Below are 25,429 nucleotides of genomic sequence, written 5' to 3' on the forward strand. Positions count from 1 at the left end.
CAGCCAGACTGGCCAGGGCAGGGGACGCTTAACGTTCCCTGCCGTCTAACCTAATAACAACAAGACACATCGAATCAAGGATCTGCCATGGCTTTCCATCACGCCACCGTCGGTGACGGCGCGGACGTCGCCGTCAGCGTTCCCCGTACGTTTGCCTGGGTTGTGTTCGCACTGACCTTTGGCCTGCTGATTTCCGATTACATGTCACGCCAGGTGCTCAACGCGGTTTTCCCGCTACTGAAGGCCGAATGGGCGCTGAGTGACGCACAGTTGGGGATGCTCAGCAGTATCGTCTCGGTCATGGTCGGTGTGCTGACCATTCCATTGTCGTTGCTCGCGGACCGTTGGGGACGCGTCAAGAGCCTGGTGCTGATGGCCATGTTCTGGAGCCTGGCGACACTGGGGTGCGCCATTGCGGAAAACTTCAATCAGATGTTTGTCGCGCGCTTTCTGGTAGGTGCCGGTGAGGCCGCCTATGGCAGTGTCGGTATTGCCGTGGTGTTATCCGTTTTCCCCAAACACATGCGCGCCTCCCTGTCGGGCGCGTTCATGGCCGGCAGCATGTTCGGTTCGGTGCTGGGCATGGCGTTGGGCGGCGTCATCGCTGCGCACCTGGGGTGGCGTGTCGCGTTCACCAGCATGGCACTGTTCGGGATGTGCCTGGCGGTGATTTACCTGATTGTCGTGCGTGAGCGACGCATTACCGCGCAACGCCCATGCAGTTCGCAGGGCCGGGCCGCAGGAGCCCCCGTTAAACGGCCACTGGCCACACTGTTTGCCAGTCGCTCGGTGATCTGCGCCTACGTTGGCAATGGCCTCCAGCTGTTTGTCGTTGGCTCGGTACTCGCCTGGTTTCCGAGCTATTTGAATCGCTACTACCACATGAACACCGACAAGGCCGGCATGCTTTCGGCGTTGATCGTCCTGATCGGCGGTGGCGGCATGATCCTGTGTGGCATGTTGAGTGATCGCCTGTGCCGCAATGCACCAGACCGCAAAATCACCTTGGCCATCGCTTATTGCCTGATCAGCGGATTGTTACTGGGAGTGGCTTTCCATTTGCCGCCCGGTGCCTTGCAACTCACCTTGATCAGCATGGGGATGCTGGTTGCCAGTGGCACTTGCGGGCCGGCCGGTGCCATGGTGGCTAATCTGACCCATCCTTCGGTGCACGCCACGGCATTCGCGGTGCTGGCGTTGGCCAACAATATTTTGGGTCTGGCGCCTGGCCCACTGGTCACCGGCATGCTGGCCGACGCGGTCAGCCTGGACCACGCCTTCCAGATCATCCCGCTGATGGCCGTCGCGTCTGCCCTGGTGTTCTGGTACGGCAAGCGTCACTACCACCGCGATATCGGAAAGTTGCGGGCGCCTGGCTCCGCCCCGGTGGTGGGAGCGGCGCCATGAGATTCATCCGTTGATGTTGCTGCATCCGGGCTTGACCTGAGCACCTTTTATTTCGGCCGCTTCGCTCTGGCCGTCTGCCTGTACCAAGAGAGACTGATATGAACGAGAAACCCATTTTCCAGCCAAGCGCCGAGCGCATCTCCAACACGCGCCTGATGGCTTTCATGCAATTTGCGCAGTCGCGTACCGGGCATGATTTCACTGACTACGACGCATTGTGGCGTTGGTCGGTCGAAGAGATTGAGCAGTTTTGGCCGCTTGTCTGGGAATTTTGTGGCGGCGTCGGCAAACTGGGTGATGTGGTGCTGGAAAACAGTGGCCAGATGCCCGGTGCACGCTGGTTCCCGAATGCGCAATTGAACTACGCACAGTCGATGCTGGCGCGCCGCGACGACGCAGATGCCTTGGTCTTCTGGGGTGAAGACAAGGTCCGCCGGCGCTTGTCCCGAGCTGAACTCTATAACCAGGTTTCTCGCTTTCGCCAGGGCCTGGAAGCATTGGGCATCGGCAAGGGCGATCGTGTTGCTGCCGTAATGCCGAACATGCCCGAAACCCTGGTTGCCATGCTGGCCACCGCCTCGCTCGGCGCAGTCTGGTCCTCGGCCTCACCCGACTTCGGTGTGCAGGGAGTGCTCGACCGTTTCGGGCAAATCGAGCCCAAGCTGCTGTTGTGCGTAGACGGCTATTGGTACAACGGCAAACGCGTCGATTGCCTGGCGAAAAATGCTGAAGTAGCGGCTCGACTGCCGAGCCTCCTGCGTACCGTAGTCGTGCCGTATGTCGAGGACGTGCCGGATGTCGCCAATATTGTCGGCGGAGTCCGTTTCGCTGACTTTATCGAGCCTTATGCCGCTGTCGAGATCGCGTTTGTCGAGGTGCCTTTCGACCATCCGTTGTTCATCCTGTTTTCCTCGGGAACGACCGGTGTTCCCAAGTGCATCGTTCATGGTCATGGCGGCTCATTGCTGCAACACCTCAAGGAACACCAGTTGCACACCGATGTGCATGCCGATGATCGCTTGTTCTATTTCAGCACTTGCAGCTGGATGATGTGGAATTGGCTGGTGTCCGGCCTGGCGTCCGGGGCAACGGTGCTGCTCTACGACGGATCACCGTTTATCGCAGGCCGTGACGGACGTCCTGGCAGTATTCTTTTCGATTACGCCGACGACGAAGGCATGACCCATTTCGGCACGTCGGCGAAGTTTATCGATGCGTTGCTCAAGCAGGAGCTTTCGCCACGGCACAGCCATTCGTTGACGGCGTTGCGGGCTTTTCTGTCGACCGGCAGCCCACTGGCTCCAGAGGGGTTCGATTACGTCTACCGCGAGATCAAGAGCGACTTACACCTGGCCTCGGTCGCCGGCGGGACCGACATCCTGTCGGGCTTCGTGGTCGGCGTACCTATCCAGGCTGTGTATCGCGGTGAAATCCAGCGTGCGGGTTTGGGCATGGCGGTGGCGGTTTTCGATGAGCAAGGTGAATCCGTACGCGAAGTCAAAGGTGAGCTGGTGTGCACCCGGCCGTTCCCATGCATGCCGGTAGGTTTCTGGAATGACACTGATGGCTCGCGCTATCACGCGGCCTATTTCGCCCGTTTCCCCAACATCTGGTGCCATGGCGACTTTGCCGAGATCAATGGTCGTGGCGGTTTCGCTATCTATGGGCGCTCCGACGCCACCCTGAATCCCGGAGGCGTACGCATCGGCACTGCGGAGATTTACCGCCAGGTTGAGCTACTGCCGGAAATTGTCGAATCGTTGGTGATCGGGCAGGAATGGGCGGGCGACACCCGCGTCGTCCTGTTCGTGAAGCTGCGTGATGGCCAACAGCTCGACGATGATCTGGTGGCGCGGGTTAAACAGCAGGTGCGCAACAACACCACACCACGTCACGTTCCTGCGAAGGTCCTGCAAGTCGTGGATATACCCCGGACCAAGAGCGGCAAGATCGTTGAGCTGGCTGTTCGTAATGTCGTTCATGGTGAGTCGGTGAAGAACGTCGAGGCACTCGCCAATCCCGAGGCGTTGGAGTACTTCCGTGATCGCAGTGAGCTGACTGTCTAAGGGCCAGGGAGAGGCGCATGGGGGCACTGCAATGGTGCCCCCTGGGTGCAAAAACTTCCCGAGCTTGATACTTGTTCTATTCCTGGTAGTCGAGGTTTTGGCGCCGCCAGGCTGTCGGTGTCATGCCGTACTGAGCGGTGAACCAGCGGGTGAATGAACTTGGGGTCGAGTAGCCAAGCAGACCTGCGACCTGGCTGAAGGAGTAACGTGGGTTCGCCATGTAACGGTTCAAAAGTTCGCGTCGTACTTGATCATGCAGTTCGGAGAAACTGACGCCGCTGTCTTCCAGTCTGCGTTGCAAGGTGCGCACATTTACGTCGAGGGATTGGGCGACCAGACTGATCGAGGCCCGATCCATGGGTAGCAGCAGGTAAATGGCCTGGCGTACTTCATTCAGGGTCGAGCCCTTGCTGGCCCCAGGCAATGCTTCGAAAAACTCTCGTGCATAGTTCGCCATTACCGGGTCAGCGGTTGGATTCGCCGTATTCAAATCAGCGACAAGGCAGACAATGCCGTTGAACTGGCAGTTGAATTCAACGTTACAGCCAAATACCCGACGGTGGACGTTCAGGTCTGCCGGGGCGTTGTGAGTGAAGCTTACGCTCTGTGGGCGCCAACTCTTGCCGAGCAACGCACTGCAAAGTCGATGCAGCACCCCGATTGCCAGTTCGATACTTTGCCGCTTTGGCGTGGCCGGGTCGATTGTGATTTCCTCACGGATGATCACTATCTTGTCTGTCTCCGAGATATCCATTGCCAGGGATTCGTTGAGCAGGTGCCGGTATTGTCCGATGGTGGTCAAGGCATCGCGCAGGGTTGGCTGGTGGGTGAGCAACAAGCTGATTGCGCCGAAACTCGAAAGCTGTCGTGACTCAGCCATGCGCAGGCCAAACGTTTCGCAACCACTGGCCTTTGCCGACGCTTCAAGCAACTTTGCCACAACTGTCATGGGGATGCGCAATTCCGGATTCTTCAACATCGCCTTGCTGAGTGCGAACTCATTGAGCAGTGGCAGAGGATTGAGAGCCAGTTGCGTGCACAATTCCAGGTAATTCGTCAGGGCAGCTGTACGTGCCATTAGGGCCATGATGTTGACCTCGTTGTTGTTGTGTTTATTGCCCCATCCTGCCCAGTGCAGAAGTGAAAAATTCGTCTGAAGTGGCAAGTGAATATTTCAAAATCAGGCCCTTTATAGAGGTTTGAGCGAGAAATGAAAACCGTCCTGCCTGCATCCTCCAAAGTAATTTTGCAGACCTTAAATGTTGGGGTTTCGGGCGTTGTACTTTTCGGAATTTGTCGTGAAATGGGCAGTGGCTGGCACCAAATGTACAGCATGGAGGTCCGGTAAAACTTACCTTGCCACACCACGGTTCGAAGTGGATAGGGTCCCTGTACTTGCTGTTTAGCGGCGGGAGAACAGTGGGACAACACCTGAAATACGGGAGTGAGAAAAAACACCATGCTGACTACAAAAATAATCAAGCCAGCGCCAGACGCTTATGCCTACCCGCTACTGATCAAGCGCTTGCTGCTGTCGGGGGTACGGTACGAACCAGATCAGGAAATCGTCTATGCGGACAAACTGCGGTACAGCTACCGCATGCTTCATGAGCGAATCCAGCGCCTGGCCAATGCCCTGACGGCGGCGGGCGTCAAGGCTGGGGATACCGTAGCGCTACTCGACTGGGACAGCCATCGCTATCTGGAGTGTTTTTTTGCGGTCCCGATGATCGGCGCAGTTCTGCACACCGTGAACATCCGACTGTCCGCAGACCAGGTGCGCTACACCATGAATCATGCTGAAGATGATCTGGTGCTGGTCCATGACGATTTTATCCCCCTGATCGAGCAGATTCACGACGGGCTATCGACCGTCAAAGGTTACATCCAACTCTCTGACGACGTTGCAGCCGTTACGGATTTGCCCGTGCTGGGGGAGTATGAGTCTTTGCTGGGCAAGGCCAGTGCAAACTACGACTTCCCGGATTTTGATGAAAACTCGGTGGCGACCCTTTTCTACACAACCGGTACTACGGGTAATCCTAAAGGTGTGTATTTCTCGCACCGCCAATTGGTGCTGCACACCTTGAATGCAGTCGGGACGTTAGGTGCCTATCAAGGCCAACCGTTGCTACGTTCCGATGACGTCTACATGCCAATCACTCCCATGTTTCATGTGCATGCCTGGGGCGTGCCTTATGTCGCCACATTGATGGGGGTCAAGCAGGTATATCCCGGTCGATACGAGCCCAATCGCCTGGTCAGTCTCTTTCGCGAAGAGAAGGTCACTTTTTCCCATTGCGTGCCCACAATCCTGCAAATGATCCTGGGATGCGAAGAGGCCACCCGGACTAACCTGTATGGCTGGAAAATGCTCCTGGGCGGAAGTTCCCTGACCATGGGTATCGCGCAGCGAGCGACCAGCCGTGGCATACGTGTGCATGCTGCATATGGGATGTCCGAGACCTGTCCATTGCTCTGCACCACCTACCTGCATGCGCAGGATCTTGAATTACCTGCACAAGCTCAGCTCCCCAGTCGAATCAAGACGGGCACGCCATTACCGATGGTCGATCTGAAAATCATCGATGCGGGCGGCAATGACGTTCCTCATGATGGTGAGTCGCTCGGTGAAGTCGTGGTGCGAACGCCATGGTTGACCCAAGGTTATTTCAAGGATGAGGAACAGAGTGCAGAACTGTGGCACAACGGATGGCTGCACACCGGTGACATGGCTTCGATCGATTCCCGGGGGGTGGTGGAAATCAAGGATCGAATCAAGGATGTGATCAAGACGGGAGGGGAATGGGTCAGTTCGCTTGAACTGGAGAGCCTGATCAGCGAGCACTCATCGGTCAGCGCTGTCGCTGTAGTCGGCATCGCCGATGAGCAATGGGGCGAGCGTCCGATAGCCTTGGTCGTCTGCGTACCAGGCAAACACCTCGACCAGGCTTTGCTCGAAGCTCATCTACAACCGTTTGTGTCGTCTGGCCGTATCAACAAATGGGCGATTCCGAGACGGTTCAAGTTCGTCACGGAGATTCCTAAAACCAGTGTTGGAAAGATCAACAAGAAACTGATTCGGGAATCTGAGACCAACTGAACACATCATAGGGACACAGACCATCTCAAAAGCGCATACATTGCCCTCCTGGGAGTACGTGAGGTGGTCGGCATGCGAGTCTCTGGCGCATGTAGCTCACGAATTGGGTCGAGCAGCGGGGAGGTAAGCATTCAGCGTAGCAGTCGGATGTTGAAATAGGGGGACTTACAGCCGCCCGCACTCGACTACCTGAGACTACAAACTAAGAACCGATAGTATCCCTGACAGGCCTGTGTGAAAGCTTGCTTAAAAACTGCTACAAAGCTGAATGAGTAAAGCCGATCGGACCGGCGGGCCGGGGACACAGCGGATACCTACATCCAATCCATTATCGGGGCGACGGAGAAACGGCGGGAGAGCGGGGCAGGTGTGGCGTCGACTCGAGCTACCTGAGTAGCTACGTTCATTGTGGCGAGGGGGGCTTGCCCTATTCGTCAGCGTAGTAGTTGTAAAGCACCATTGGTGTAGAAGCCCATTCTTACTCCAATGGTGTTTTGGCAGAAATGGAACAGATTTATTTTTTCGTCCCCTTTTTCCTCTCCGAACCTGTATATGTCTAGTCCTTCAATAGGTTTACACCGGCTTCCCTTTTATGCACAGGTTTCGCTACTCATGGGTCGGCACTGCGCAAGCGTAGGGCCGACTTTTCATCGTGCTCTTAGCTGGATAAGTTCATGTGTAGTAGTGGAAACGGTCTGCCTTCACCGTCCAAAGGAGAGCGACCTGTTTGAACGAACCCGTAATGGAGATAGAAGCCTACCGCCTGGGGATTTTGCTCGTTTACGTCAACGCTCATCGTATAGCGCGAACTGCGGGCGTGATTCAGTAGCGCACGGCCTATACCTTGGCCGCGAAGATCAGGATCAATGAAGAGCATTTCTACGTGGTTTTGATTGAGTCCAATAAAGCCAAGCGGACAGTGTTTCACGCCTAACGCAATCCATACGTCAACAACGGGTAGATAGATGTCGCGAAGCTGCGGAAGCAGAGCGTCTATGTCGGACTCTTGAAGGAAGTGGTGAGTAGCGCTAACGGATCGCAGCCAAATGTCGAGCAGTTGCGGGTAGTCGGCAGCATTGGCCTGACGAATGATCATGAAATCAACCTTATACACTTGATATCGAAATAGAGGCACGCCAGTAAATAGCGGCCGCGTAAGTGTCGGCATCTGTATGACCGCTTCGCGAGTTAACGCCTGGGCGGTGCACGGCAGAGGTAGCCGAAAAGGAGGGGAGGTGAAAAATACTTTGTGTTTTTCGATGCGTCAAGAAAACGGGCGCTTGAGAAGCGTCAAGTGCGCGCTCAATCAAAACACCCGTCTCACCTGAGATGTTTTCCCTGAGCATCGAATTGTGAGCACAATGCTAAACACGCTTACGCATGATAAACTCTTACGAAGTCAAACAAATAACCAGTAAGAGCTCGAACAGCATGCTGATACTACTTAAAGGGGAAACCAAAGGTTTAAAGGTTGCACCTCGCTGGCCATCATCTAAAGTATTAATTGAAGAAAATGTATTTCTTAAGTTGCTTGAAGTCCAGTCAAAACTCCCATCATCCATTAAGCTACTGCTCGTTCGTGGATATGAAAATAAAAGTAGCAGGCTTGGTATGTTCAGGCACATATCAAGATGGCTAGGTATCAAGCTATTTTGCACATGCTACCCCAGGCGAAAGAGCGAGGTGGATGATATATTTGGCTCCAATGGGCATGACGTGGATGGCTCTCATGTAGATGTGTCAATTGTTCTGAATGGAAAAAGACTGCGATTTTTGCCCCTGGGAGTCTTTACATCGTTGAGTCTTCAACATAGTAGAGCGGAGGAACACCTTACTGTTATTAAACTCGTCAAAGGAGCACTTGAGCAGTGCGACTTCAGCATCCACCACAACCAAACAGAGAGCATGCAAATCCATTGTGACTATAATGGGTGACTACAGTGACGAAGACGGCCTGTTTGTTGGACACATCGTGGATATCAAGGATGTCGTGGGTTTTCATGGCGAGTCGGTCAGTGAGCTCCGAGCGGCATTTGAAGAGGCCGTCACCGATTACCTGGAGACCTGCGCCAAACTCGGACGCGCACCGTAGAAACCCTACTCGGGTAACCTGAGCTTGTGCCTGGCGCAGAGCCCAATGAATACGAGCGGAGCAATGATCATGGAATACGACGAAAAACTGATTGAAGATGCCGTGCTTGCCCTGTTGGCAACCTTCAGTTCCGACGACGGCAATGCCTGGAAAGGGTTCGACTTCGAGATCATGAACCGATTGCATGAGCACGGTTTCATCAGTAATCCGGTGAACAAGAACAAATCGATCTGGTTGACGCAGGAAGGGCTGGAGCGAGGTCGGCAGATAGCTGATCGATTGTTTGGGGTAGCTCCAGGGGAGCCTGCATCCGACTCGCGTTCCTGAGTGCCACATGAGAACAAGTCAGCGGTAACGCCACCATCGGCCAGGTGGTTTTTTGGATTGCATACGGATGAACAGGAGGTGTTGGGAAGGCGCAGTCCTCTACCTTCACCACTTGGTGCGGGGGCGTTGTCGAGTGTGAAAGACACCGAGGATTTGAAGGCGATCGCCGCGCACGCGATAAGGAATTAGATAGGACCAGTTTGGTACTGCCCATTCGCGCGTCTGTTTGACTCGCCCTTCACGGCCCATGGCCGGAAACTGAGCCAATTTATCTACACTGGCGAAAATTGCATCGGAAAAGTCGTCAGCGGCCTTGGGATTTTCAAGAGCAATATAGTTGGCTTCGTCTTCCAGGTTTTTGAGTGCTTTTTCCAGCCACTCAACCCGCGTTCCGACTCCAGCGCCGAGCGCGCATCGCCGCCACTTGGTCTTCGCTGGCGAAATTGCCTTGGTCAGCTTCCTTTACCGCCAATTCGATCTGTGCGGTCAAGGTCCGTTCGTGCTCGATGTAGTCGCGCAGAACATCCATCGCCAGGTAGCTTGCAGTTTGGCCGTTTGTCTTGGCCAGTTCGACGAGAGAATTCGACAGGTCTTCCGGCAGGCCCAGGGATATCCCAGTCATGGCAGCCTCGATGATGGACGTTTGTCGGGCATCTTACACCGTCAAGCGCCCGCTTGAATCAACAGGCTGTCGCGAGGTGTGTCTCGACATAAATCATTTTCTTTTCTGCACAGATTTAGCCGGTTGCTGGAGATGATAGAGGCTTAAAGGAGCGCTGGCTAAACAAGGTCATCTTCGTCGTCTTTCAGGTGGCGATACCAACCATACAACGCCAAGGCAAGGATGGCGAAGATGATGACTATGAGGAGGATGGCTATGTAACGCATTTTACTCAGTGCCTTCGGCGTGAGTGTCTGTTTGGAATGCGTCCTTGCCGGTGAGCGAATGTAAGCTCCCGGCAAACAGCTGTCTTTAATACATAAGTTTGGGGGAAGGGTAGCGGTTGGACCGACGCCGGGAGAGTTGTGCGCAAACCACCGATCCTGAACGAACCCTGTCACTCATCCAGGTTTCATTATAGGCGACGGGTCAGCGGCCTAGGATGAAGGCGTCGGCTCAAATCACCGCGCCTCCCCACAGGAATCCGAAAATGATCTCAACCCAAATCAAAGTCGCGCTAATCGCCAGCGCTTTGCTGTTGAGCGCCTGTTCGGGGACAAGTACCCACAGCTGTTATTCCGAAGACTGCCAGCCGTCTGCTGGCTTTACCCCAAGCCACAGCAACAACCCCGGCAAACTGAATTTCCAGGGCAGTGCGCTTGGCAGCAGTTTCAGTGAATACAGCTCAGGTTTGCTGCAGGGCGACTGATTCGTCGCGAATTTCAGAACGGCCTTCTTGATCTGACGATCAAGCCTCAACGCTGGGCAAACGTATCCGCCCGACTCCCCGACACCTTCCGGCAATGCACCAGCGCATCGCGAATCATGAAGTTCACCAGGGTCGGTGACACCCCCAACTCCTTGGCGATGTCCTTCTGTGGCACGCCATGCAAGCGGTACATCTCGAAGGCATAACGCGTGCGGCTTGGCAGTTCGGTCAGGGCGTCGGCGATGTTTTCCAGGGTGGAGAAGTTGATGTGCGAGGTTTCTGGTGAGGCGCCCTGGATGACCACGTTTAGGCCTTCTTCTTCAGGGCCGGAGTATTTCTGCTCCAGGGCCTGCTTGCGGTAGTGGTCGATGGCCAGGTTGCGCACGATCTGGAACAGGTAGCTGAGCTGCGCCTTGAACGAGGAGGTGATGTTCGGCGCCGATTGCAGGCGGAAGAACGCGTCCTGCACCACATCTTCAGCGCGCGAGCGGCAGCCGGTGATGCGGGCTGCAATCTTGACCAGTATCAGTCGATTGTCGACGAATGCCTGAAGTAGCGGCGAATCGCACCTGCTTGTGGACGCTTGTTCCGTCATGGAGATCACCTTGCTGCCAATAGGTTAGTGGGACGACAAGAAGGCCGGGGCCGCCCTACACATCGAGCGACAAATTATGTTGAATGATAATGATTGTCAATTGAGAAAGAGAACTAATGCTCCTCAAAGGTGCAGAGTGAGAACTGCGACACGCTGTCGCGCCTTGGTCTGGTTGGCTAGCAGGGCAGTCGACTAATTATTTGCCAAGGTCATCCGTTCTCATTGGTGAATGGCTTCGGGCTGCAGCCCCGGACTCCACAGCATTGCCAATGCCTTGCGCGGTCGGCGAAGACCGCGTCCTGCATGCCCCCCAATGGGGCGTGACGTTACGACACCGATTCCAATTGCAAGCCGAATTCAGGCAGGAAACCTCATGACCGACGCGTTCGAACTCCCCAGCACACTGGTCCAAGCCCTCCAGCGCCGCGCGGCCCTGACGCCGGATCGGGTGGCCTTGCGTTTTCTCGCCGAAACCCAGGACCAGGCTGTGGTGCTCAGTTATCGCGAGCTGGATCAGCGGGCGCGCACCATAGCCGGCGCGCTGCAGGCCGAGGCCGGTTTTGGCGATCGCGCGGTGTTGCTGTTTCCCAGTGGTCCTGATTACGTCGCGGCGTTTTTCGGTTGCCTGTATGCCGGGGTGATCGCGGTACCGGCCTATCCGCCGGAATCCGCGCGTCGGCATCATCAGGAGCGCCTGCTGTCGATCATCGGCGATGCCGAGCCGCGCCTGTTGCTGACCAGCGCCGACCTGCGCGATTCTTTGCTGCAGATTGAAGGCGCGCCGCCGCTGCTGTGTGTCGATACCCTCGACAGCGTCCACGCCGAACGCTGGGTCGCGCCGGACCTGGCAGACGATGACATCGCCTTCCTGCAATACACCTCCGGTTCGACCGCATTGCCCAAAGGTGTGCAGGTCAGCCACGGCAATCTGGTGGCGAATGAATTGCTGATCCGCCACGGTTTCGGCATCGACCTGAACCCCGACGACGTGATCGTCAGTTGGTTGCCGCTGTACCACGACATGGGTCTGATCGGCGGCCTGTTGCAGCCGATTTTCAGCGGCGTGCCGTGCGTGTTGATGTCGCCGGCGTACTTCCTCGGCCGGCCGCTGCGCTGGCTCGAAGCGATCAGCGAATACGGCGGCACCATCAGCGGCGGGCCGGATTTTGCCTATCGCCTGTGCAGCGAACGGGTCAGTGAGTCGGCCCTGGAGCGCCTCGACCTGAGCGGCTGGCGCGTGGCCTATTCCGGGTCGGAACCGATTCGTCTCGACACCCTCGAGCGCTTCGCCGAGAAGTTCGCCAGCTGCGGTTTCACCGAAGACAGTTTCATGGCTTCCTACGGTCTGGCGGAAGCCACGCTGTTCGTCGCCGGTACCCCGCGTGGCCAAGGCATCGGCAATCTGCGGGTGGACGACGCGGCCCTGGCGCAAAACCGTGCCGAAGCCGGCGAGGGCAGCGCGATCATGAGCTGCGGCATCAGCCAGCCGGAGCATGCGGTGTTGATCATCGACCCAGCGTCGCTCAGCGAACTGGCGGACAACGCGGTCGGTGAAGTCTGGGCCAGCGGCCCGAGCATCGCCCACGGCTACTGGCGCAACCCCGAGGCCTCGGCCAAGACCTTCGTCCAGCATGCCGGCAAAAGCTGGCTGCGCACCGGTGACCTGGGCTTCATCCGCGAGGGTGAATTGTTCATCACCGGGCGCCTGAAAGACATGCTGATCGTGCGCGGCCACAACCTTTATCCACAGGACATCGAGCAGACGGTCGAGCGTGAAGTGGAGGTGGTGCGCAAGGGTCGCGTCGCCGCCTTTGCGGTGAATATCGACGGTGAGGAAGGCATCGGCATCGCCGCGGAAATCAGCCGCAGCGTGCAGAAAATCCTGCCGCCCGACGGCTTGATCAAAGCCATCCGCCAGGCCGTGGCCGAGGCCTATCAGCAAGCACCGAGCGTGGTGGTGCTGCTCAATCCGGGCGCCTTGCCCAAGACCTCCAGCGGCAAACTGCAACGCTCGGCGTGCCGCAATCGCCTGGCGGATGGCAGCCTCGACAGTTATGCGCTGTTCCCTTCGGTGGTCAGCGAAAATGCAACCAACAGCGAATCCGGCTCGGAATTGCAAAGCCTGATTGGGCAGATCTGGTGCGAGCAATTGCAGGTCCAGCAGGTTGCTGCTGACGATCACTTCTTCCTGCTGGGCGGTAACTCCATCGCGGCCACGCAAGTGGTGGCGCGTCTGCGCGAACAACTCGGCCTGGAGCTCAACCTGCGCCTGCTGTTCGAAGCGCCGACCCTGGGCGCGTTCGCCGAAGCGGTGGCCCGGCAACAGCAGGACGGTGGCCTCGCCCAAGGCGCAATCAGCACGCTGTCGCGCACCGAGGCCATGCCGCAATCCCTGGCGCAAAATCGCCTGTGGATCACCTGGCAACTCGATCCGCAGAGCAGCGCCTACAACATTCCCGGTGCCTTGCGCCTGCGCGGGGAACTGGACGAAAACGCGCTGCGCAGCAGTTTCCAGCAGTTGATCGAGCGCCACGAATCCCTGCGCACGCGCTTCTTCGAGCGTGACGGTGTGGCGTTGCAGCAGGTCGATGCGGCGGCTGAATTCAATCTGCAATGCATCGACATCAGCGATCTGCCGATGGCCGAACGTGAAGCCCGGGCCCGACAAATCCGCGAGGACGAAGCGCGCACCCAGTTCGACCTGAAGAAAGGTCCGTTGCTCTGGGTGACGCTGGTGCGCCTCGACGACGAAGATCACCAGCTGCTGGTGACGATGCACCACATCATCGCTGACGGCTGGTCGATGAATGTGTTGATCGACGAATTTTCCCGGCTGTACGCGGCGGCAACCCAAGGGCAACAGGCCACGCTCGCGCCGCTGCCGACGCAGTACGCCGACTACGGCAGCTGGCAGCGCCAATGGCTGGCGCAAGGGGAGGGCGAGCGCCAACTGGCTTACTGGAAGGCGCAGTTGGGCGATGAGCATCCGACCCTGAGCCTGGCCACCGACCACCCGCGCTCGGCGCAACAGCTGCACAGCGCCGCCCGCCACACCGTGCGCCTGGACGCGGCGCTGAGCGATGCCATTCGCCGCACCGCCCATGCCCACGAAGCCACGCCGTACATGCTGTTGCTCGCCGCGTTCCAGACCCTGTTGCATCGCTACAGCGGACTGCGCGACATCCGCATCGGCGTGCCGAATGCCAACCGTCCGCGCCTGGAAACCCAAGGCCTGATCGGCTTCTTCATCAACACCCAGGTGCTGCGCGCCGAGGTGGATTCGCGCCTGCCGTTCGTTGAGCTGCTGGCGCAAACCCGCCAGGCCGCGTTGGGTGCACAGGCGCATCAGGACTTGCCCTTCGAGCAACTGCTTGAGGCCTTCCCCCAGGCCCGTGAACAAGGCCTGTTCCAGGTCATGTTCAACCATCAGCAGCGCGATCTCAGCGCCTTGAAGCGCCTGCCCGGGCTGCTCGCCGAAGAGCTGCCGTGGCACAGCCGCGAGGCCAAGTTCGACCTGCAGTTGCACAGCGAAGAAGACCGCAACGGTCGCTTGAGCCTGTCCTTCGACTACGCCAGCGAGCTGTTCGATGCAGCGACCATCGAGCGTCTGGCGGAGCATTACAGCCACCTGTTGCGCGCCATCGGTGAGCAACCGGAAACCGCCATCGGCGACCTGCCTCTGCTGACCGGACCTGAAATTAATCAGCAAGCCGAGTGGGCCGTTGCACCTTGCCCGCCCGCCAGCCAATGGCTACCGGAACTGCTCAACCATCAAGCTCGCCAGACCCCGGAGCGCACCGCGCTGATGTGGGACGGCGGCAGCCTCGATTTCGCCGAGCTGCACACCCAGGCTAATCGCCTGGCCAACTACCTGCGCGACAAAGGCGTCGGTCCGGATGTCTGCGTGGCCATTGCTTGCGAGCGTTCGCCGCAACTGCTGATCGGCCTGCTGGCGATCATCAAGGCCGGTGGCGCCTACGTGCCGCTCGATCCGGATTACCCGGCCGAGCGCCTGGCCTACATGCTCAGCGACAGCAAGGTCGATTTGCTGCTGACGCAAACACCGTTGCTTGATCGCCTGCCGGCCAGCGAAGGTGTCAGCGTCATTGCCATGGATGCGCTGCATCTGGAGAGTTGGCCGAGCCATGCGCCGGGCCTGCACCTGCACGGCGACAACCTGGCCTATGTGATCTACACCTCCGGCTCGACCGGCCAACCGAAAGGCGTCGGCAACACCCACGCGGCCCTCGCCGAACGCCTGCAATGGATGCAGGACACTTACCGCTTGAATGAAACCGATGTGCTGATGCAGAAAGCGCCGATCAGTTTCGACGTGTCGGTGTGGGAGTGCTTCTGGCCGTTGATCACCGGGGCCCGGCTGCTGATTGCCGGGCCGGGTGAGCACCGCGATCCGCAGCGCATCGCGCAGCTGGTCCAAGCGTACGGGGTGACCACGCTGCACTTCGTGCCGGCGCTGCTGGCGGTGTTCATCGACGAGTCGCTCAGCGCCGAATGCACCAGCCTGCGCCGGCTGTTCTCCGGGGGCGAAGCGCTGCCCGCCGAACTGCGCAACCGCGTGCTGGAACAATTGCCGGCGGTGCAATTGCACAACCGCTACGGCCCGACCGAAACCGCGATCAACGTGACCCATTGGCACTGCACCGCCGCCGATGGCGAGCGCTCGCCGATCGGTCGACCGTTGGGCAACGTCGTTTGCCGCGTACTCGACAGCGACCTCAACCCGGTGCCGGCCGGTGTGCCGGGGGAACTGTGCATCAGCGGTATCGGCCTGGCCCGCGGTTACCTGGGGCGTCCGGGCCTGACCGCCGAGCGTTTTGTGTCCGATCCACTGGGCGAGCAGGGCGCGCGTCTGTACCGCACCGGTGACCGTGCGCGCTGGACCGTCGATGGCGTGATCGAATACCTCGGACGGCTAGATCAGCAGGTCAAGCTGCGCGGTTTCCGCGTCGAGCCGGAAGAAATCGAAGCGCGGCTGTTGGCGCAAGTCGGCGTCACCCAAGCGGTGGTGCTGGTGCGCGAAACGTCAGCCGGCGGTCAGTTGATCGGTTACTACACCGCCGATTCCAGTGAAGCCGAAGAAGCCCAAAGCACCCGCCTGAAAACCGCTCTGGCAGCCGAACTGCCGGAATACATGGTCCCGGCGCACCTGATGCGCCTGGAGCAAATGCCCCTCAGCCCGAGCGGCAAACTCGACCGTCGGGCCTTGCCGGAACCCCAGTGGCAGGTGCGTGAACACGTCGCGCCTGTGACTGCGCTGGAACAGCAGATCGCCGGCATCTGGCGTGAAGTGCTGGGCCTTGCACAAGTCGGCCTGTGCGATGACTTCTTCGCCCTCGGCGGCCATTCGCTGCTGGCCACGCAAATCATTTCCCGCACCCGCCAGGCCTGCGACGTCGAGTTGCCGCTGCGCGTGCTGTTCGAACACAGTGAGCTGGGCGCCTTTGCCGAAAAGGTGCGTTTGATCCAGGCCAGCGGCCGCACCAACGAACAGCCGCCGATCGCCAGGGTCGACCGCAGCCAAGCGGTGCCGCTGTCCTATTCCCAGCAGCGCATGTGGTTCCTCTGGCAGATGGAGCCGGACAGCCCGGCCTACAACGTCGGCGGCATGGCGCGCTTGCGCGGGGTGCTGGATGTCGAGCGTTTCGAGGCCGCGTTGCAGGCCTTGATCCAGCGTCACGAAACCCTGCGCACCACTTTCCCGAGCGTCGATGGCGTCGCGCGTCAGCAGGTGCATGCCGAGACTGGCGTGCGCCTGGACCGCAAGGACTTCACCGCGCTGGATGCCGATGGCCGCGAGTGGCAAGTGCAGCAACTGGCCGACGATGAGGCGCACCAACCCTTCGATCTGGAAACTGGACCGCTGCTGCGTGCCTGCCTGGTCAAGACCGCCGAGCAGGAACACTACCTGGTGCTGACCCTGCACCACATCGTCACCGAAGGCTGGGCGATGGACATCTTTGCCCGGGAACTCAGCGCGCTCTACGAAGCCTTCGTCGACGACCGCGAATCGCCGCTGGCGCCGTTGCCGGTGCAGTACCTGGATTACAGTGTCTGGCAGCGTCAATGGCTGGAGTCCGGTGAGCGCCAGCGCCAGCTCGACTACTGGACGGCGCAACTGGGCCGTGAGCATCCGCTGCTGGAATTGCCCGCCGACCGTCCGCGTCCGCCGGTGCAAAGTCACCAAGGTGAGTTGTACCGATTCGACCTGAGCGATGAGCTGGCGGCACGGGTCCGCGCCTTCAATGCGCAAAATGGCCTGACCCTGTTCATGACCATGACCGCTGCCCTCGCCACGCTGCTCTATCGCTACAGCGGCCAGACCGACCTGCGCATCGGCGCGCCGGTGGCCAACCGCATTCGCCCGGAAAGCGAAGGGCTGATCGGCGCGTTCCTCAACACCCAGGTGTTGCGTTGCCAACTGGACGGGCAGATGTCCGTCGGCGAGTTGTTCGAGCAGGTGCGCCATACCGTGATCGAAGGCCAGTCCCATCAGGACCTGCCGTTCGATCATCTGGTGGAAGCCCTGCAGCCACCGCGCAGCGCCGCCTACAACCCGCTGTTCCAGGTGATGTGCAACGTGCAGCGCTGGGAGTTCCAGCAGAGCCGCCGCCTCGCCGGCATGACCGTTGAGTACCTGGCCAACGATGCCCGCGCGACCAAGTTCGACCTCAACCTGGAAGTCACCGATCTCGATCATCGCCTCGGTTGCTGCCTGACCTACAGCACCGACCTCTTCGACGAGCCGCGCATTGCGCGCATGGCCGCCCATTGGCGCAACCTGCTGGAGGCGCTGATTGCCGATCCGCAACAGCGCCTCAGTGAATTGCCGTTGCTCGACGCCGGCGAACAACAGCAGTTGCTCGATAGCCTTGGCGTCGAGCCGGGCGAGCATCGACTCGACCAGTGCATCCATCAGTTGTTCAGCGAACAGGCCCAAGCACGTCCCGATGCGCCGGCCTTGACCTTCGCCGGGCAGACCTTGAGTTACGCCGAACTCGACAGCCGCGCCAATCGCCAGGCCTGGATGCTGCGCGAGCGCGGCGTCGGCCCGCAGGTGCGCGTGGGCCTGGCGCTCGAGCGTTCGCTGGAGATGGTCGTCGGCCTGCTGGCGATCCTCAAGGCCGGTGGCGCCTACGTGCCGCTGGACCCGGAATACCCGCTGGATCGCTTGCACTATATGATCGAAGACAGTGGCGTCGGATTACTGCTCAGTGACGCGACAATGTTCCAGGCCCTTGGCGATCTGCCCGCGGGCGTTGGCCGCTGGTGCCTGGAAGAAGACAGCGCGGCGCTGGCCAATTACCCGTCAAGTGCACTGCCAAACATCAACCTGCCGCAACACCAGGCCTACCTGATCTACACCTCGGGCTCCACCGGCAAACCGAAAGGCGTGGTGGTGTCCCACGGCGAAATCGCCATGCATTGCCGCGCCGTGATCGAACGTTTCGCCATGCGCCCCGACGACTGCGAGCTGCACTTCTATTCGATCAACTTCGACGCCGCCACCGAGCGTCTGCTGGTGCCGCTGTTGAGCGGTGCCCAGGTGGTGCTGCGTGCCCAGGGCCAATGGGACGCGGAAGAAATCTGTGGCCTGATCCGTCGCCACCCCATCAACATCCTCGGTTTCACCCCGAGCTACGGCAGCCAGTTGGCGCAGTGGCTGGCAACGCAAAACGCAACCCTGCCGGTGCGCATGATCATCACCGGCGGCGAGGCGCTGACCGGTGAACACCTGGCGCGGATTCGTTCAGCGTTCAATCCCAAGCTGTTCTTCAACGCCTACGGCCCGACGGAAACCGTGGTCATGCCACTGGCCAGCCTGGCGCCCGAGGTGTTGGAAGAAGGCGTCGGCAGTGTGCCGATCGGCAGCGTGATCGGTGACCGCGTGGCCTACATTCTCGATGCCGACCTGGCGTTGGTGCCGCAGGGTGCGACCGGCGAGTTGTACGTCGGTGGTGCCGGCCTGGCCCAGGGTTATCACCAGCGTGCGGGCATGACCGCGGAACGTTTTGTGGCTGATCCTTTTGCCGGCAACGGCGGGCGTATCTATCGCACCGGCGACCTGGTGCGCCAGCGCGCCGATGGCTTGGTGGAGTACCTCGGGCGTATCGACCATCAAGTGAAGATTCGCGGTTTCCGCATCGAGCTGGGTGAGATCGAAACCCGGTTGCTGGAGCATGAATCGGTGCGCGAAGCGGTGGTGCTGGCGCTCGATGCGCCGAGCGGCAAACAGCTGGTGGGTTATCTGGTCTGCGACGTCGCCGAACAGGACGAGTCCCGACAAAGCGCACTGCGTGAATCGCTCAAGTCGCACCTCAAATCCCAGCTGCCGGATTACATGGTGCCCACGCACCTGGTCCTGCTGGCGAGCATGCCGCTGACCGCCAACGGCAAACTCGACCGCCGCGCGCTGCCGGCGCCAGACCCGGAGTTGAACCGCCAGCAGTATGTGGCACCGAGCAACGAGCTGGAGCTGGCGTTGGCGCAGATCTGGTGCGAAGTGCTGAACGTCGAACAGGTCGGGCTCAACGATAACTTCTTCGAGCTCGGTGGCGACTCGATCCTGTCGATCCAGGTGGTCAGCCGCGCGCGGCAGCAGGGCATTCACTTCAGCCCCCGCGACCTGTTCCAGCACCAGACGGTGCAGACCCTCGCCGCCGTGGCCACCCGCACCGAGCAGGTCACCGCCGAGCAAGGCTTGATCAGCGGCGAGTCGCGCCTGACGCCGATCCAGCACTGGTTCTTCGACACCGCCATTCCCCAGCGTCAACACTGGAACCAGGCGTTGCTGCTGCAACCGAGCGTAACTCTCGAACCCCATCGCCTGGAGCAAGCGCTGCTGGCGGTGATTGAACAGCACGATGCGTTGCGCTTGCGCTTCAACCAGGTGGGCAGTCAATGGCAAGCCCGGCACCAGGCGATGTCCGATATGCCGGTACTGTGGCAAGTGCGCGTCACGTCCATGGACCAATGCGCCGCCCTGTTCGCCGATGCCCAGCGCAGCCTCGATCTTGCAGAAGGGCCGATGCTGCGTGTGCTGCTGGTCGATGGTCCCGAAGGCCAGCAACGCCTGTTCATCGCGATTCACCACCTGGTGATCGATGGCGTCTCCTGGCGTGTGCTGCTGGACGATCTGCAGAACGTCTATCGCCAGCTCGACGCACAACAGCCGGTGAAACTGCCGGCCAAAACCAGCGCCTTCAAGGACTGGGCCGCGCGCTTGCAGGCCTATGCCGGCAGCGAATCCCTGCGTGAAGAATTGGGCTGGTGGCAGACGCAATTGGCCGGGCCGAGCGCCGAGCTGCCCTGCGATCATCCGCAAGGTGGCCGTCAGCATCGCCATGCGCAAACCGTCAGCGTGCGCCTCGACAGCGAGCGCACCCGGCAATTGCTGCAGCAGGCGCCGAGTGCTTATCGCACCCAGGTCAACGACCTGCTGCTGACCGCGTTGGCCCGAGTATTGTGCCGTTGGAGCGGCAACGATTCGGCGCTGATCCAACTCGAAGGCCATGGCCGCGAGGCGCTGTTCGACGAGATCGACCTGACCCGCACCGTCGGCTGGTTCACCAGCGCCTATCCGCTGCGCCTGACACCTTTGAACATCGAAGAGGCGGCTGGGCAGGGCGCTTCGATCAAGGCGATCAAGGAGCAACTGCGTGCCGTGCCGCACAAGGGGCTGGGCTATGGCGTGCTGCGTTATCTGGCGGATGAGCCAAGTCGTCAGCGCATGGCCGAGCTGCCGGCGGCACCGATCACCTTCAACTACCTGGGGCAGTTCGACCAGAGTTTTGCCGCCGATGCGCTGTTCCATCCGCTGGATGAAACCATCGGCGCGGCCCACGATGCCCGGGCGCCGCTGCCCAATGAATTGAGCGTCGACAGTCAGGTCTACGGCGGCGAGCTGGTGCTGCGCTGGACCTTCAGCGCCGAACGTTACGAGCCACAGACCATCAGCGAATTGGCCGATGCTTACCTGGGCGAACTGAGCAGCTTGATCGAGCACTGCCTGGGCGCTGACGCGGGCGGTCTGACGCCGTCGGACTTCCCGCTGGCGAAACTGACCCAGGTGCAACTGGATGCGCTGCCGATTGCCGCGGCAGTGATTGAGGACGTCTACCCGCTGACGCCGATGCAGGAAGGCATGCTGCTGCACACCCTGCTGGAACCGGGCACGGGCCTGTACTACATGCAGGATCGCTACCGCATCAACAGCGAGCTCGATCCCCAGCGTTTCGCCCAGGCCTGGCAAGCGGTGATCGCCCGCCACGAAGCCTTGCGCGCCTCGTTCTGCTGGAATGTCGGCGAAGACATGCTGCAGGTGATCCACAAGCCGGGCAGCACGCCGATCGAATATCTGGACTGGAGCGACATCGTCGACGCCGAGCAGGAGCCAAAGCTGCAGGCCTTGCTCAAGTCTGAGCGCGAGGCCGGGTTCGATCTGCTCAATCAGGCACCCTTCCACCTGCGCCTGATCCGGGTGGGCGCGGCGCGTTACTGGTTCATGATGAGCAACCACCACATCCTGATCGATGCCTGGTGCCGTTCGTTGCTGATGAACGACTTCTTCGAGATCTACACCGCCCTCGGCGAAGGCCGGGGAGCGCAGTTGGCCGTGCCGCCGCGTTACCGCGACTATATCGCCTGGCTGCAACACCAGAGCCTGGCCGAAGCGCGGAATTGGTGGAAAACCAACCTGCAAGGCTTCGAGCGAACCACGCCGATCCCGAGCGACCGGCCGTTCCTGCGCGAACATGCCGGCGACAGCGGCGGCATGATCGTCGGCGATCGCTACACCCGCCTCGATGCCCGCGACGGTGCACGCCTGCGTGAACTGGCCCAGGCCCATCAGCTGACCATCAACACCTTTGCCCAGGCGGCGTGGGCCCTGGTATTGCGCCGCTTGAGCGGTGATCGCGACGTGCTGTTCGGTGTCACCGTGGCCGGGCGTCCGGTGCAGATGCCGGAGATGCAACGCACCGTCGGCCTGTTCATCAACAGCATCGCACTGCGGGTGAAAATGCCCGAAGACCATCAGCGTTGCAGCGTGCGCCAATGGCTGAGCGGTCTGCTCGACAGCAACATGCAACTGCGTGAATACGAGTACCTGCCGCTGGTGAGCATCCAGGAAAATAGCGAACTGCCCAAGGGCCAGCCGCTGTTCGACAGCCTGTTCGTGTTCGAGAACGCCCCGGTGGAGGTCTCGGTACTGGACCGTGCGCAAAGCCTGAACGCGACGTCGGACTCGGGCCGCACCCACACCAACTTCCCGCTGACGGCGGTGTGTTATCCGGGGGATGACCTGGGCTTGCACCTGTCCTATGACCAGCGTTATTTCGACGAGTCCACGGTCGAGCGCATACTAGGCGAGTTCAAGCGCCTGCTGTTGGCGTTGGTCGAAGGCTTCCATGGCGACATGGCGGACCTGCCGCTGCTGGGTGCCGAAGAGCAGGACTTGCTGATCCACGGCTGCAACCAGAGCGAACACGCATACCCGCTGGAGCAGAGCTACGTTGCATTGTTTGAAGCACAGGTGGCCGCGCATCCGCAGCGGGTCGCCGCCAGTTGCCTGGATCGGCAATACAGCTACCTGGAGCTGAACCAGCGCAGCAACCGCCTCGGTCATGCACTGATGGTGGCGGGCGTCGGGCTGGATCAGCCGGTGGCGCTGCTGGCCGAGCGCAGCCTCGACCTGCTCGGCATGATCATCGGCAGCTTCAAGGCGGGTGCGGGTTACCTGCCGCTGGACCCGGGGCTGCCGAGCCAGCGCCTGGGCCGCATCATTGACCTGAGTCGCACGCCGCTGCTGGTTTGCACTCGGGCCTGTCACGAACAAGCGCTGGCGTTGCTGGATGAGTTTGGTTGCGCCAGTCGGCCGCGGTTGCTGGTCTGGGAAGAAGTGCAGGCGAGCGATGTATCGGTGGTCAATCCGGGCATCCACAGCGGGCCGGATAACCTGGCCTACGTGATCTACACCTCCGGCTCCACCGGTTTGCCCAAGGGCGTGATGGTCGAACAGCGCGGCATGCTCAACAACCAGTTGAGCAAGGTGCCGTACCTGGAGCTGAGCGCGGCCGACGTGATTGCCCAGACCGCTTCGCAAAGCTTCGATATTTCCGTGTGGCAGTTCCTCGCAGCGCCGTTGTTCGGCGCGCGGGTGGACATCGTGCCGAACGCCATCGCCCACGACCCGCAAGGCTTGCTCGCCCATGTGCAGAGCCAGGGCATCACCGTGCTGGAAAGCGTGCCGTCGCTGATCCAGGGCATGCTCGCCCAGGAGCGCATGAGCCTCGACGGCCTGCGCTGGATGCTGCCGACAGGGGAGGCGATGCCGCCGGAACTGGCGCATCAATGGCTGCTGCGCTACCCGCAGATCGGGCTGGTGAATGCCTATGGCCCGGCGGAATGCTCGGATGACGTGGCGTTCTTCCGCGTCGACCTGGCCTCCACCCGCGGCAGCTACTTGCCGATCGGTACGCCGACCGACAACAACCGCCTGTACCTGCTCGACGGTGCGCTGGAACTGGTGCCGCTGGGTGCGGTGGGCGAGTTGTGCGTCGCGGGCACCGGCGTCGGGCGCGGCTACGTCAGCGATCCGCTGCGCACCGCCCAGGTGTTCGTGCCGAACCCGTTCGGCGCACCGGGCGAGCGTCTGTATCGCACCGGCGACCTGGCCCGCCGTCGCACTGACGGCGTGCTGGAATACGTCGGGCGGATCGACCATCAGGTGAAGATTCGCGGCTACCGCATCGAACTGGGTGAAATCGAAGCGCGCCTGCATGAACAACCGCAAGTCCGCGACGCGGCGGTCGGTGTGCAGGAGGGGGTCAATGGCAAGCATCTGGTGGGCTATCTGGTGGCGGCGGATTCGACGCTCGATCCGTCTGAACGCCTGGAGCGCATCAAGCAACGCCTGCGCGCCGAGCTGCCGGAATACATGGTGCCGCTGCACTGGCTGTGGCTCGACAAGCTGCCCCTCAACGCCAACGGCAAACTGGACCGCAAGGCCCTGCCGGCGCTGGAGATCGGCCAGCTGCAAAGCCAGGACTACCAGGCGCCGCGCAACGACCTGGAGCAGACTTTGGCGGACATCTGGGCCGAGGTGCTGAAGGTGGAGAAGGTGGGCATTCGCGACAACTTCTTCGAACTGGGCGGGCATTCGCTGCTGGCCACGCAGATCGCCTCGCGGGTGCAGAAAACCCTGCAGCGCGATGTGCCGCTGCGGGCGATGTTCGAATGCAGCACGGTGGAGGAGCTTTCTGCGTACATCGATGGGTTGGCGGCCAGTGAGATCACCGAGGAGAAGGTGGATCGGTTGAATGATCTGATGGCGGAGCTGGAGGGCCTTTGATTCTCTAGCGCCTGTGAATCCCTCATCGCCAGCAGGCTGGCTCCCACAGTCGATCGCGTTCAACTGTGGGAGCCAGCCTGCTGGCGATGAGGTTGTACGTATGCATACATTCGTGTGATTGACTACAGACCCTCATCCGCTCAGTCTTCCTGCTCCCTTTCCACCGGCGGAGCCACTCGATGCCCTTCGTAACGATAGACGGCCAACCCCTCCACTACCTCGATCAAGGCACCGGCCCGGCAGTCCTGCTGGCGGGCAGTTACCTGTGGGACCAGGCCATGTGGGCCCCGCAGATTGCCACGTTGTCGCAACAGTATCGGGTAATCGCCCTGGACCTCTGGGGCCACGGTCAATCCGGGCCGCTGCCCGCCGGCACAACGTCGCTGGATGACATCGCACGCCAGGCCCAGGCGCTGCTCGATCAACTGGACATCGATCGCGTGACCCTGGTCGGCCTGTCGGTGGGTGGCATGTGGGGTGTGCGCCTGGCGTTGGCGGCGCCGCAACGGCTCAACGGGCTGGTGTTGATGGACACTTACGTCGGTGTCGAACCGGAACCGACCCGGCAATACTATTTTTCGCTGTTCAAGATGATTGAAGAAACCGGCGTCATCTCGCCGCAATTGCTGGATATCGTGGTGCCGATCTTTTTCCGTCCGGGCATCGATCCGCAGTCGGCGCTGTATCAGGACTTCCGCAGCAAACTCGCCGCGCTGCCGCCTGAGCGTTTGCGTGAAAGCATCGTGCCGATGGGGCGGATTACCTTTGGCCGGGATGACCTTTTGCCGCGTCTGGGGCAATTGAATGCCGCGACCACGCTGGTGATGTGTGGCGATCAGGACAAACCACGTCCGCCGAGTGAAACGCAGGAAATGGCCGGGTTGATTGGTTGCCCGTATGTGCTGGTGCCGGAGGCGGGGCATATTTCCAATCTGGAGAATCCGGGGTTTGTCACTCAAGCGTTGCTGCAGTTTCTAAACGAGAGAACCCGAGCGACCGCGTAATCGTTCTTCGCGAGCAAGCCCGCTCCCACAGTAGATCCCGGTCAAAATGTGGGAGCGGGCTTGCTCGCGAGGGCGTCGGTGAGTTCACCACCGAAT

At 60.3% G+C, this 25,429-nt stretch carries 12 protein-coding genes and 1 pseudogene; 8 read left to right on the plus strand and 5 right to left on the minus strand.

The window, feature by feature from the left end:
• Window positions 1-87 precede the first annotated feature (87 nt).
• Window positions 88-1,407, plus strand: coding sequence for an MFS transporter (locus NPS56_RS02155; RefSeq protein WP_274073250.1), 1,320 nt, complete (start codon window positions 88-90; stop codon window positions 1,405-1,407).
• 98 nt (window positions 1,408-1,505) lie between these two features.
• Window positions 1,506-3,473, plus strand: coding sequence for an acetoacetate--CoA ligase (locus NPS56_RS02160; RefSeq protein ID WP_274073251.1), 1,968 nt, complete (start codon window positions 1,506-1,508; stop codon window positions 3,471-3,473).
• Window positions 3,474-3,549: 76 nt separating this feature from the next.
• On the opposite strand, the gene NPS56_RS02165 is transcribed toward NPS56_RS02160, so the two are convergent.
• On the minus strand, window positions 3,550-4,560 hold the full coding sequence (locus NPS56_RS02165; RefSeq protein ID WP_274073287.1) for an AraC family transcriptional regulator: 1,011 nt from the start codon (window positions 4,558-4,560) through the stop codon (window positions 3,550-3,552).
• 372 nt (window positions 4,561-4,932) lie between these two features.
• Between NPS56_RS02165 and NPS56_RS02170 the strand changes: the two genes are divergently transcribed.
• Window positions 4,933-6,576: a fatty acid--CoA ligase gene (locus tag NPS56_RS02170; protein WP_274073252.1), complete on the plus strand. Its 1,644-nt coding sequence runs from the start codon at window positions 4,933-4,935 to the stop codon at window positions 6,574-6,576.
• 658 nt (window positions 6,577-7,234) lie between these two features.
• Here NPS56_RS02170 and NPS56_RS02175 read toward each other — a convergent pair.
• Window positions 7,235-7,672 (minus strand): acetyltransferase, encoded by a 438-nt coding sequence (locus NPS56_RS02175; RefSeq protein ID WP_274073253.1) that lies wholly within the window; start codon window positions 7,670-7,672, stop codon window positions 7,235-7,237.
• 831 nt (window positions 7,673-8,503) lie between these two features.
• Between NPS56_RS02175 and NPS56_RS02180 the strand changes: the two are divergent.
• Window positions 8,504-8,665, plus strand: a pseudogene (locus NPS56_RS02180) (type II toxin-antitoxin system HicB family antitoxin); the annotation flags it as partial.
• 72 nt (window positions 8,666-8,737) lie between these two features.
• The gene (locus NPS56_RS02185) at window positions 8,738-8,995 is read left to right on the plus strand and encodes a DUF6429 family protein (protein ID WP_274073288.1); all 258 of its coding nucleotides are present in this window, start codon (window positions 8,738-8,740) and stop codon (window positions 8,993-8,995) included.
• A gap of 105 nt (window positions 8,996-9,100) precedes the next feature.
• Here the strand turns inward: NPS56_RS02185 and NPS56_RS02190 are convergent, their stop codons facing one another.
• Both NPS56_RS02190 and NPS56_RS02195 read right to left on the minus strand, forming a co-directional pair.
• Window positions 9,101-9,370: a type II toxin-antitoxin system RelE/ParE family toxin gene (locus NPS56_RS02190; protein WP_425313618.1), complete on the minus strand. Its 270-nt coding sequence runs from the start codon at window positions 9,368-9,370 to the stop codon at window positions 9,101-9,103.
• Window positions 9,371-9,374: 4 nt separating this feature from the next.
• On the minus strand, window positions 9,375-9,617 hold the full coding sequence (locus tag NPS56_RS02195; protein ID WP_274073254.1) for a CopG family ribbon-helix-helix protein: 243 nt from the start codon (window positions 9,615-9,617) through the stop codon (window positions 9,375-9,377).
• Window positions 9,618-10,146: 529 nt separating this feature from the next.
• Between NPS56_RS02195 and NPS56_RS02200 the strand changes: the two genes are divergently transcribed.
• Window positions 10,147-10,365, plus strand: a complete 219-nt coding sequence (locus NPS56_RS02200; protein WP_274073255.1) for a hypothetical protein — start codon at window positions 10,147-10,149, stop codon at window positions 10,363-10,365.
• A 46-nt stretch (window positions 10,366-10,411) separates the two neighbouring features.
• On the opposite strand, the gene NPS56_RS02205 is transcribed toward NPS56_RS02200, so the two are convergent.
• Window positions 10,412-10,960 carry an RNA polymerase factor sigma-70 gene (locus NPS56_RS02205; protein WP_188265168.1) on the minus strand — a complete coding sequence of 183 codons (549 nt, stop codon included), beginning with the start codon at window positions 10,958-10,960 and terminating at the stop codon, window positions 10,412-10,414.
• 373 nt (window positions 10,961-11,333) lie between these two features.
• Here NPS56_RS02205 and NPS56_RS02210 point away from each other — a divergent pair, with 373 nt between their 5' ends.
• Window positions 11,334-24,329 (plus strand): non-ribosomal peptide synthetase, encoded by a 12,996-nt coding sequence (locus tag NPS56_RS02210; RefSeq protein ID WP_274073256.1) that lies wholly within the window; start codon window positions 11,334-11,336, stop codon window positions 24,327-24,329.
• Window positions 24,330-24,508: 179 nt separating this feature from the next.
• Window positions 24,509-25,333, plus strand: a complete 825-nt coding sequence (locus NPS56_RS02215) for an alpha/beta fold hydrolase (RefSeq protein WP_274073257.1) — start codon at window positions 24,509-24,511, stop codon at window positions 25,331-25,333.
• Window positions 25,334-25,429 lie beyond the last annotated feature (96 nt).

The organism is Pseudomonas putida (assembly GCF_028682635.1).
Taxonomy (GTDB): Bacteria; Pseudomonadota; Gammaproteobacteria; order Pseudomonadales; family Pseudomonadaceae; genus Aquipseudomonas; species Aquipseudomonas putida_AE.

What these genes read in the sequence shown, in the direction of transcription:
- NPS56_RS02215 (WP_274073257.1), top strand. Translation starts at nt 24,509, where the DNA reads ATGCCCTTCGTAACGATAGACGGCCAACCCCTCCACTACCTCGATCAA.
- NPS56_RS02165 (WP_274073287.1), bottom strand. Translation starts at nt 4,560, where the DNA reads ATGGCCCTAATGGCACGTACAGCTGCCCTGACGAATTACCTGGAATTG.
- NPS56_RS02170 (WP_274073252.1), top strand. Translation starts at nt 4,933, where the DNA reads ATGCTGACTACAAAAATAATCAAGCCAGCGCCAGACGCTTATGCCTAC.
- NPS56_RS02155 (WP_274073250.1), top strand. Translation starts at nt 88, where the DNA reads ATGGCTTTCCATCACGCCACCGTCGGTGACGGCGCGGACGTCGCCGTC.
- NPS56_RS02175 (WP_274073253.1), bottom strand. Translation starts at nt 7,672, where the DNA reads ATGATCATTCGTCAGGCCAATGCTGCCGACTACCCGCAACTGCTCGAC.
- NPS56_RS02200 (WP_274073255.1), top strand. Translation starts at nt 10,147, where the DNA reads ATGATCTCAACCCAAATCAAAGTCGCGCTAATCGCCAGCGCTTTGCTG.
- NPS56_RS02195 (WP_274073254.1), bottom strand. Translation starts at nt 9,617, where the DNA reads ATGACTGGGATATCCCTGGGCCTGCCGGAAGACCTGTCGAATTCTCTC.
- NPS56_RS02160 (WP_274073251.1), top strand. Translation starts at nt 1,506, where the DNA reads ATGAACGAGAAACCCATTTTCCAGCCAAGCGCCGAGCGCATCTCCAAC.
- NPS56_RS02185 (WP_274073288.1), top strand. Translation starts at nt 8,738, where the DNA reads ATGGAATACGACGAAAAACTGATTGAAGATGCCGTGCTTGCCCTGTTG.
- NPS56_RS02205 (WP_188265168.1), bottom strand. Translation starts at nt 10,960, where the DNA reads ATGACGGAACAAGCGTCCACAAGCAGGTGCGATTCGCCGCTACTTCAG.
- NPS56_RS02210 (WP_274073256.1), top strand. Translation starts at nt 11,334, where the DNA reads ATGACCGACGCGTTCGAACTCCCCAGCACACTGGTCCAAGCCCTCCAG.